The 9,549-nt window shown below is 73.6% G+C and carries 8 protein-coding genes; 5 read left to right on the forward strand and 3 right to left on the reverse strand.

What is annotated here, in order from left to right; genetic code table 11:
• Window positions 1-4 precede the first annotated feature (4 nt).
• Both TN53_RS01225 and TN53_RS01230 read left to right on the forward strand, forming a co-directional pair.
• Window positions 5-790 (forward strand): SGNH/GDSL hydrolase family protein, encoded by a 786-nt coding sequence (locus tag TN53_RS01225; protein WP_046256368.1) that lies wholly within the window; start codon window positions 5-7, stop codon window positions 788-790.
• A gap of 133 nt (window positions 791-923) precedes the next feature.
• Window positions 924-1,679 carry an SIMPL domain-containing protein gene (locus TN53_RS01230; RefSeq protein ID WP_046256369.1) on the forward strand — a complete coding sequence of 252 codons (756 nt, stop codon included), beginning with the start codon at window positions 924-926 and terminating at the stop codon, window positions 1,677-1,679.
• Window positions 1,680-1,712: 33 nt separating this feature from the next.
• Here TN53_RS01230 and TN53_RS01235 read toward each other — a convergent pair whose 3' ends face one another.
• From TN53_RS01235 to TN53_RS01245, 3 genes are all read right to left on the reverse strand, one after another.
• Window positions 1,713-2,126 (reverse strand): hypothetical protein, encoded by a 414-nt coding sequence (locus tag TN53_RS01235; protein ID WP_046256370.1) that lies wholly within the window; start codon window positions 2,124-2,126, stop codon window positions 1,713-1,715.
• 80 nt (window positions 2,127-2,206) lie between these two features.
• Window positions 2,207-2,827: a TetR/AcrR family transcriptional regulator gene (locus TN53_RS01240; protein ID WP_095046225.1), complete on the reverse strand. Its 621-nt coding sequence runs from the start codon at window positions 2,825-2,827 to the stop codon at window positions 2,207-2,209.
• A 506-nt stretch (window positions 2,828-3,333) separates the two neighbouring features.
• Window positions 3,334-4,512 (reverse strand): Glu/Leu/Phe/Val dehydrogenase dimerization domain-containing protein, encoded by a 1,179-nt coding sequence (locus TN53_RS01245; RefSeq protein WP_046256372.1) that lies wholly within the window; start codon window positions 4,510-4,512, stop codon window positions 3,334-3,336.
• A gap of 152 nt (window positions 4,513-4,664) precedes the next feature.
• Here TN53_RS01245 and TN53_RS01250 point away from each other — a divergent pair, with 152 nt between their 5' ends.
• The 3 genes from TN53_RS01250 to TN53_RS01260 all read left to right on the forward strand — a co-directional run.
• Complete coding sequence (locus TN53_RS01250) at window positions 4,665-5,504, forward strand: MOSC domain-containing protein (RefSeq protein WP_046256373.1); 840 nt, start codon at window positions 4,665-4,667, stop codon at window positions 5,502-5,504.
• A 71-nt stretch (window positions 5,505-5,575) separates the two neighbouring features.
• The gene (locus tag TN53_RS01255) at window positions 5,576-6,811 is read left to right on the forward strand and encodes an MBL fold metallo-hydrolase (protein ID WP_046256374.1); all 1,236 of its coding nucleotides are present in this window, start codon (window positions 5,576-5,578) and stop codon (window positions 6,809-6,811) included.
• 581 nt (window positions 6,812-7,392) lie between these two features.
• Window positions 7,393-9,549: sensor histidine kinase (locus TN53_RS01260; RefSeq protein WP_234441486.1), on the forward strand; the 2,157-nt coding region annotated here is incomplete at its 3' end.

Raw genomic sequence — 9,549 nt, forward strand, 5'->3', positions numbered from 1 at the left:
AACAGTGATCGGGTCGTACGTTGCGGTGGGGGACAGCTTCACCGAGGGCGTCGGCGATCCCGGCCCCGACGGGGCGTTCGTCGGCTGGGCCGACCGGTTCGCGGTACTTCTCGCGGACCGGCGGCCCGAGGGCGCCTTCACGTACGCCAACCTCGCCGTTCGCGGCAAGCTGCTCGACCAGATCGTGGCGGATCAGCTTCCCCAGGCCGTGGCCATCGGCCCGGATCTGGTCTCCTTCAGCGCCGGCGGCAACGACATCCTCCGACCAGGAACCGACCCCGACGAGGTCGCCGAGCGCTTCGAGCGGGCGATCGCCCGGCTCACCGAGGCGTGCGGCACCGTGATCGTGACGACCGGCTTCGACACCCGTGGCGTGCCCGTGCTCAAGCACCTGCGCGGCAAGATCGCCACGTACAACGGACATGTGCGGGCGGTCGCCGACCGCTACGGCTGTCCCGTCCTCGACCTGTGGTCCCTCAAGACCATCCAGGACCGCAGGGCCTGGGACGGCGATCGGCTCCATCTCTCCGCCGACGGGCACACGCGCGTGGCGCTGCGCGCCGGTCAGGTGCTCGGCCTGGAGGTCCCGGCCGACCCCGACCAGCCGTGGCCTCCGCTGCCGCCGCGCGGCACGCTCGACGTGCGGCGCGACGATGTGCACTGGGCGCGCGAGTACCTGGTGCCGTGGATCGGGCGGCGGTTGCGCGGCGAGTCCTCGGGCGACCATGTGACGGCCAAGGGCGCGCTGTCGCCGGACGACATCAAGATGCGGATCGCCCCGGTGGCGTGATGGCGGTACGGGGCTGTGCGGCAAGGGCTCGACCAGTGAGGTGACCGCGCGGGAGTGGTGCGCGGTCCGGTCCTGGGGCCGGTGTCGGGATGACGGCACACCGTCATCCCACTCCCGGAAGGACCGGACGCGCATGCCCGTTCCCCGTACGGCCGTCACGGCGATCGCCGTCGTCCTCCTGGCCCTGGGCCTCCCCGCCGTCGCCGCACCCTGGGCCGCCGCCGCGGGCGGTGCCGTCCCCGCGGTGCGCGTCACGTCGGCGCCCGCCACCGTCACCGTGACCGGCGAGGGCAGCGCCGTCGGAGAGCCCGACATCGCGGTGGTCGGCGCCGGCGTGGAGGCCACCGCCAAGACCACCCAGGCCGCGCTGGACGCGCAGAACGAGGCGGCCGCCGCTCTGCTGAAGGCGGTGCGCGCCCAGGGGATCGCCGACCGGGACATCCGTACCGAGAACGTCTCCCTCAGCCCCGTCCACGACTACCAGGACGGCGAGTCGACGCTGAAGGGCTACCGGGCCGCGCAGTCCTTCTCGATCAAGGTGCGCGAGGTGGCGACCACCGGCGTCCTGATCACGGCCGTCACCGAGGCCACGGGCGACGCGGGCCGCGTCAACTCCGTCGTCTTCGACCTCGACGACCGCCGCCCGCTCCAGGCCCGCGCCCGCAAGGCCGCGTACCAGGACGCCCACGCCAAGGCCGCGCAGTACGCCGAGCTCGGCGGCCACCGCCTGGGTCGCCTCGTCTCGCTCAGCGAGGGCGGCACCGGGTACGTCCTCCCGATGCCACCGGCCTTTGGGGACGCGCCGGGCGCAGGCATCGGCGCGGTACCGCTCGCACCGGGGGAGATCAGGGCGACGGCCTCGGTCACGGCGGTGTACGCACTGGACTGAGGAACCGTCCGTGTGCGGACGGGCCCGGGACAGCTACGCCCGGATCCACCGCCGCAGCGCCTCGACCGTGTTCTCCGGCGAAGAGTTGAAGCACAGCCGGATCCCGGGGGCCTCCTCGGTGAGCACGTTGACCAGCCGTTCGAACAGTACGGTGTGCTCCGGCGCCATCCGTACGCCGCCTCCGATCACCGCCAAGCCGAACGCATCCGCTCGCAGCTGTTCCCGCACGGTCGCCTCGGAGCGGTCCGGATCGGTGTCGATCAGACAGGGGACCACATCGAACCCCGCCTCGCGCAGCGCCGTGTGCGCCGCCTCGATCCGGGCGGTGAAGGCCACCTCGTCGACGCCTTCGGGCATCCGGCTGTAGTCGAGCGCACGCGGGTGCAGTCCGACGGACAGCGCCTTCGTCGTGCCGGGCAGGGGAGGTGAGGCAGTCGGTAAGACCACGGGCGGGGCCCTCTCTGCGGACGGGGTCGGATCCGGCTCTGCGGGGGCGCCGCTCCATGCGCAGGGCCGGTGCGGCCCCCTCAGCGCTCCTGTGCGCTCAACGTCCCGGCTCCCAGGCAGAGTTCCCGGGCCAGGGCCTCGTCCACCCACTCCTGCGCGCGGGACCGGGACACGGCCCCCGGGTAGGACGTCAGCTGTACGGCGAGACCGTCGAGCAGGGCGGTGAGGCGCAGGGCCGCGCCGTCCGGGTCGGGGCAGTGGAACTCGCCCGCGGTCATGCCCTCCCTGACGACCTCGGCGATCGCCGCCTTCCACCGTCTGTCGAGGTCCCGGGTGACCTCCTGCAGAGCGGGCTCGCGCAGCGCCGCCGCCCAGCCCTCGATCCACAGCCGCCAGCCCTTGGCCTGGCCGGTCGGGGCGTACCAGCGCACGGCGGACCGCAGCCGGCGCAGCGCGGTCGTGCGGCGGCCGAGCAGCTTGCGCAGCTGTGCGAGGTCGTCCTCCGCGGCGTGCCGGAACGCGGCGGCGACCAGCTGCTCCTTCGTCGAGAAGTGGTACAGCACCAGCGCGTTGCTGACCCCGAGCGCCGAGGCCACGTCGGCGATCCTGACCGCCGCCACGCCCCGCGCCTCGATCTGCTCGACGGCGGCCCGCAGCAACTCCGCACGCCGCTCGGCCACGCTCAACCGCACTCTCGCCACGCGGCCACCCTATCGAGGCAGCGCCTCGGACCGCCGAGGGGCCGCAGTCGTCGGAACGGCCGGAACAGCACGGATGCCGCCGGTACCGGCCGAGGCGTCGCCGTGGCCGCCCCCGCCGCACGCCGACGGCCCGAAGGCCGACTCCGTCTTCGGCCGATGCGCCGACCAGGCTGACCCCGCCACCGGCCGATGCGCCGACCAGGCTGATCCCGCCACCGGTTCGATGCGCCGACGAGGCTGACCCCGCCACCGGCCGATGCGCCGAAGACGCCGTCACCGGCCCGACCGAACCGCCGAGTTCTACTGCGCCGGCGTCGGCCGAACCGCGACACGCCCCTCTCGCCGACAGGGCCGGGCTACCGGAGGCACCTTGCGCCGGCATCCACTGCGTGCTGGAGACCGCTTCCGTCGGCCTCCGCTGCACCACTGGAAGCCCGCTTTCGCCGGCGTCCGCCGAACCGAGGGGACTCACCCCGCCGTATCCGCCGCACCGCCGGAGGCAACCGTCACCGGTACCACCCGAACCGTTCCGCGATCACCGGCAGCCGGTCCGCGGCGATCGCGTGTGCGGCGGCGCGCGGTGACGTCCCGTCGGTCTCCGCGCGGGCCAGCATCAGCTCGACGAGAGCCCGCATGGCGCGGCGGGTGTGCGCGAACGCCTCCTCCGCGTCGGCGCCGATGTCGCCGAACAGGGTCCACCACCACCAGGCGTTCGTCCCGGAGTTCACGACCACGTCGGGCAGCACGGTGACGCCCCGCGCGGCCAGCAGCGCCTCCGCCGCGGGCAGGACGGGCATGTTCGCGGCCTCGACGATCCAGCGGGCGGTGATCCGCCCCTGGTTCGAGGCGTCGATCGCGTACGACACCGCCGCGGGCACCAGCACCTCCGCGTCGGCGGACAGCCAGGCGTCGCCCGGCAGTTCACGGTCGCCGGGGCGCAGTACGGCACGGTCCACGGTGCCGTACGTGTCCCGCGCGGCGAGCAGCGCCTCGACGTCGAGGCCGGCGGGGTTGACGATCGTGCCCTTGATGTCGGCGACGGCCACGACGTCGAGTCCCGCGCGCGCGAGGAACCGCGCCGTGGCTGCGCCCATCGTGCCGAGGCCCTGCACCGCGACCCGCGTCCCCACGTACGGCACCCCGGCCCGGTCCAGGGCGGCGAGCACCGACTCCGCGACCCCGCAGCCGCCCGCCAGTTCGTCGAGCCCGATGCCGTCCACCTCGACCGCGAACGCCTGCGCGAGCCGTCGCCGGGCCGCCGTCTCGTCGTCGAGCAGCGGATACACGGCCTGGATCGAGGAGACGAGCCCCGCCTCGGTCGCCGCCCGGTCCACGAGGTCCTGGGTGAGGCCGAGGTCCTCGCCGGTGGTCCAGAAACTCTCGACGTACGGTCGCATCGCGCGCAGGAAACGCACAAGGATCCCGTACGAATCCGGCTCCCGGGGATCGCAGTCGATGCCGCCCTTCGCGCCGCCCAGGGGGATGTAGCGCCCCTCGGGGTCGTAGTGCAGCGCTTCCTTCATCGTCATCCCGCGGGCCAGCCCGGTGACCTCGTCCAGGGTGCAGCCCTCGCGCATGCGCAGCCCGCCGCTGGACACGCCGCGCACCAGCCGGTCGACGACCAGGAAGCCCTGGCGGCCGGTGACGTGGTCGGTCCAGGTGAGCGACAGCAGGGGGGTGGTCATGAGGGCTTCTCCTGGTCGATTACTGAATGGTGAGTCAGTATCGTGAGGCGGTCGGGGCGCTGTCAACGCGCGGCGAAACCGGTTGACGGGTCCGGAGCCGGGACTGTTAGGTTCCCTTTGGGAACGTACTGACGTCGGATGGGGGCGGGGACGTGGCGAACGTCGTCGAGTTGTCGTACTACCCGGTCAAGGGCTGCGCCGGGATCTCGGCGAGCGAGGCGATGGTGACGCCGGCCGGGCTCGCCCACGACCGCGCCTTCATGGTCGTGAGCGACGAAGGGGTGTTCCGGACACAGCGCCGCGACCCGCGACTCGCGCTGATCCTGCCCGGCATCGACGCCGCGGGCCAGCGGCTCACGCTGCGCGCACCGGACCATGGCGAGGTGGCCGTCGACGTCGACACCACCGGAGCGCGCCGGCCCGTCGAACTGTTCGGGAAGCCGTTCCGGGGCATCGACCAGGGCGACTCCGTGGCGCAGTGGCTCACCGACGTGCTCGGCGTCCCGAGCAGGCTCGTCCGGGTACCGCCCGAGCACGACCGGGTGACCGACGGCAGAACGCCGGGCACCGCCGGCTGGGCGGACAGCGGCGCGCTGCACGTAGTGTCGCGCTCCAGCCTCGACCTGCTCAACGAGAAGATCGCCGAGCGTGGCGGGGAGCCCCTGTCGATGAACCGCTTCCGCCCCAACATCGTGATCGGCGGCTGGGACACCCCGCACACCGAGGACCGCGCCCACCGCATGCTCATCGGCGACACCGAACTCGCCTACGCGAAGCTCGCCGTCCGCTGTGCCGTCACCCTGGTCGACCAGGAGCGCGGCGCCAAGGGCGGCCCGGAACCCATCCGCACCCTGGCCAGCTACCGCCGCGGCGCCGTCGGCACCGTGTTCGGCGTGAAGTTCTCCGTGCTGCGGCAGGGCAAGATGGCGGTCGGCGACGAGGTCGACGTCACGGCGTGGGGCGCTGGCGACATGGCGTTCACCCGGCCGTGACCAGGGCGATCCTGGTTTGTCGGAGGGGCCGACCATAATGGAGGGCCTCACCGACTCCATCTGGAGGTACCGTGTCCGGTTTCCGTTCCCTGAGCTCCGGGCTCCGCGCGCTGCAGCCCGCGGCCTTCGGCGTGGACCCGAGCGGTGAGCGCCTCGCGCGCATCCGTAGATCCCCGCACTTCAAGGACGGGGTCTTCCAGAACCCGGGCGGCGTCGCCCGGATCCGGCCCTCCGGCTCGACGGTGGAGTTCGCGAAGGTCTTCTTCGACAAGGACGAGCGTCCCCGCCGCGCCCCCGGGGGTCGGATCCCCGTGCACCCCACCACCCTCGCCGACATCGCCCGGCCACCGGCCACCGGACTGCGGCTGACCTGGATGGGGCACTCCAGCGTGCTCGCGGAGATCGACGGACAGCGGGTGCTCTTCGACCCGGTGTGGGGCGAGCGCTGCTCCCCGTTCCCCTTCGCAGGCCCCAAGCGCCTCCACCCGGCCCCCCTGCCGCTGGCCGCGCTCGGCCCGGTCGACGTGGTCGTCATCTCGCACGACCACTACGACCACCTGGACATGCCCTCCATCAAGGCGCTGACCGGCACCGACACCCTCTTCGCGGTGCCGCTCGGCGTCGGCGCCCACCTGGAGCACTGGGGCGTCTCCGCCGACCGGCTGCGCGAACTGGACTGGCACGAGGCGACCAAGGTCGGCGGCCTCACCCTGACCGCCACCCCGGCCCGCCACTTCTGCGGCCGCGGCCTGCGCAACACCCAGCACACCCTCTGGGCCTCCTGGGTCGTCGCCGGCGAGGAGCACCGGGTCTTCCACAGCGGCGACACCGGCTACTTCGAGGGCTTCAAGGACATCGGCGCCGAGCACGGCCCGTTCGACGCCACCATGATCCAGATCGGCGCCTACAGCGACTTCTGGCCCGACATCCACATGACACCCGAGGAGGGCATGCGCGCCCACCTCGACCTCCAGGGCGGACCGTCGGCCGGACCGATGCTGCCGATCCACTGGGCGACCTTCAACCTGGCCACGCACGCGTGGGCGGACCCGGGGGAGGGCACGCTCGCGGCCGCCCGCAGGGAAGGGGCCCGGGTCGCCGTGCCCCGGCCGGGCGAGCCCTTCGAGCCCACCGCCGAGACCGTGCCGGGCGATCCGTGGTGGCGAGGTGTCGCGTCGGTGCCGGCGGGTGGGTGGCCCGCGGACGGCGTGGGCACCGAGGCGGGCCCGGCGACCGACACGGCCCGTGACATTCCCGGTGTCGCGACCGAGGGCACCGGAGAGCCCGAACCCGTGCCCGCGGGCTGATCCCGGGCCGAACAGCGGCTGACGGCGAGGGCCGGAGAGCGTCATGCTCTCCGGCCCTCGCCGTCTTCTCGTGACCGCTTCTGACCAGGTTCGATCGAAGTCCGCTCGTTCCGGAACGGACACCCGAGGGGCTTATCGGGCTGTCGTACGAAGCCTCATACCAGAGCGGGACGCTCTCCGTGCCAGTTTGTCAACTGCCCACCGCACATGTTGCGTTGCCGACTACTGTGAGTGTCCGTCGGGCGACGCAGGGCCGCTTTTTTCGGCGCTCTCGACCGACGCCGCGATGGCGCACACCCCGCCGGGGGCGTCATGGGAATCAGACCGGATCAGGGAGCGGGGCCCGGTAGGTGCAGCCGCGAGCCGGAGGAGGGAGTCGACGCGATGGGGATCCCCCCAGCTCGACCGCAACCGGGCACCGGGGGAAGCCGGTGACCGACGACCGCGTCGGAGTGCGCTCCGCCCGCAGCGAGCGCACCAGGGAACCGGTGGGAGCGCGCACCGGACCACGGGAACCCGCCCGTGGGCATCCGAGCCCGCCCGGCGACCAGGCCCGACGGACCACCAGTACGAGGACACCGATGGCTCAGCTCCGCGCACCGGCGACACGCGCAGACCGCCGCGAAGGAGGCCGGCACGGAAGGCCGGCCGCCCGGCCCGCACCCGCGCCGCCCGAGACGCACATCCGGCCGCAGCTGCTGCGGCTCGCCGTGCTGCCGCCCATCGCGGTCGCCCTCAGCGGCTCGGCAGCCGTCCTCTTCACGGTCCGCTCCACCGGCGCACAGCCCGGTCTCACCCTGTGGGGCGTGCTCGCCGGCGCCTTCTCGGTCGCCCTCGCCGGCATCCTCATCGCCGCCGTGGCCGCCGACCGCGCCGCCCAGGCGGTCAGCGACCGCATCGGCGCCCTGCGCCGCACCAGCGCGCGCGGCGAGGCCGATCTGCGGGCCCTCGTCGAGGCGCTGCGCCGCGGCGACGGGCCGCCCCAGCGCAAGCCGCGCGGCGGTCCCCCCGAGGACGCCGACGACTTCGAACTGCTCGCCGCCGATCTGGCCCGCGCCCACGACGGCGCCGTCACCGCGGTGGTCCACGCGGCCCAACTCTCCAGCCAGGCGGGCAGCGAGCAGAAACTCGAGGTCTTCCTCAACCTCGCCCGACGCCTCCAGTCACTGGTGCACCGCGAGATCTCCATCCTCGACGAGCTGGAGAACGAGATCGAGGACCCCGACCTGCTCAAGGGGCTCTTCCACGTCGACCACCTCGCCACCCGCATCCGACGGCACGCCGAGAACCTCGCCGTGCTCGGCGGCGCCGTCTCCCGCCGGCAGTGGAGCCACCCCGTCTCCATGACCGAGGTGCTGCGCTCCGCCATCGCCGAGGTCGAGCAGTACTCCCGGGTCAAGCTCGTGCCGCCCATCGACGGAACCCTGCGCGGGCACGCCGTCGCCGACGTCATCCACCTGCTCGCCGAACTGGTCGAGAACGCGACGGTGTTCTCCGCGCCGCACACCCAGGTCCTGCTGCGGGCCAATCTCGTCACCTCCGGGCTCGCCGTCGAGGTCGAGGACCGCGGGCTCGGCATGCCCGTCGGCGAACAGAACAAGATGAACGCCCTGCTCGCCGACCCCGACCAGGTCAACGTGGGCAGCCTGCTGGCGGACGGCCGCATCGGCCTGTTCGTGGTCTCGCAGCTCGCCCGGCGGCACGGCATCAACGTCCGGCTCCAGACCAACATCTACGGCGGCGTACAGGCCGTACTCGTCGTACCGCAGGGGCTGTTGGGCGCGGACCCGGACGCCCCGGTTACCATGCCGCGGTCACCGGGCGGGACCGGAGCGCCGGATACGGGCCCGGGCGTGCCGGGTCCGCCTGTGCCGCCGCAGAGCGCGATGGACAGGACGGGGATCTCCGTACCGCCGCACCAGTATCCGTACACCGGAGCCGGAGCCGGAGCCGGAGCCGGAGCCGGTGCTGGTGCCGGAGGCGGTGTTGATGGCGGTGTCGGCGCCGCCGCCGAGACCGGGCCGCAGCGCGTCGTCCCCTTCGCGCCTCGCCCGCAGCCGGACGCCCCGCGAGCCGCCGCCCCGGCGCCCGACACCGGCGCCGCGGTACCGCTGCCCGTGCGCGGCAGCCACCGGGAGCGGCCCAACCCGGCGGAGGCCGTCCCCGGCATCCGCCCCGACGACCGGCACCGCGTCGCCGACCGCACCGCCGCGCCGCCCACCCCGCGCACCGGCACCGTGCGCGGCACCATGGGCAAGCCCCAACTGCCCCGCCGCCGCGCCCAGGAACACATCGCCCCCCAACTGCGCGACGGTCCGGCGGCACCGCGTCCCGAGACGGAGCACCTCGCCGGTCACGACCCGGTTCTCATGGCGGCCTTCCAACGCGGCATCGGGCTGGCCGAGGCGCAGCAGCACCTGGAGGCCGAACACACGGGGGCGCCCCACCCGGACGCGAGCCACGTCGAGGCCCCGCACATGGAGGCAGTGCGCTTCGACACGGACCGGACGGGGTCCACGTACCTTGGCGTACCGCACCCCGCCCCCACGCCCCTGGAGGCCGAGCCCACGAGGGCGCCCCACTCGGAGACGGGCCGCATGGAGGCCCCGCACACGGAGGCCGTGCCCTTCGACACGGACCGGACGGGGTCCACGTACCTCGGCGTACCGCACTCCGCCCCGGCCCCCCTGGACCTCACGCACCCGGACACCAACCACCGGGACGCGTCGCCCCAGGAC

It is taken from the genome of Streptomyces sp. WM6386 (assembly GCF_000972385.1).
Taxonomy (GTDB): Bacteria; Actinomycetota; Actinomycetes; order Streptomycetales; family Streptomycetaceae; genus Streptomyces.

Excerpts from the sequence above, each read along its gene's own strand:
- TN53_RS01230 (WP_046256369.1), top strand. The coding sequence starts at position 924 with ATGCCCGTTCCCCGTACGGCCGTCACGGCGATCGCCGTCGTCCTCCTG.
- TN53_RS01245 (WP_046256372.1), bottom strand. The coding sequence starts at position 4,512 with ATGACCACCCCCCTGCTGTCGCTCACCTGGACCGACCACGTCACCGGC.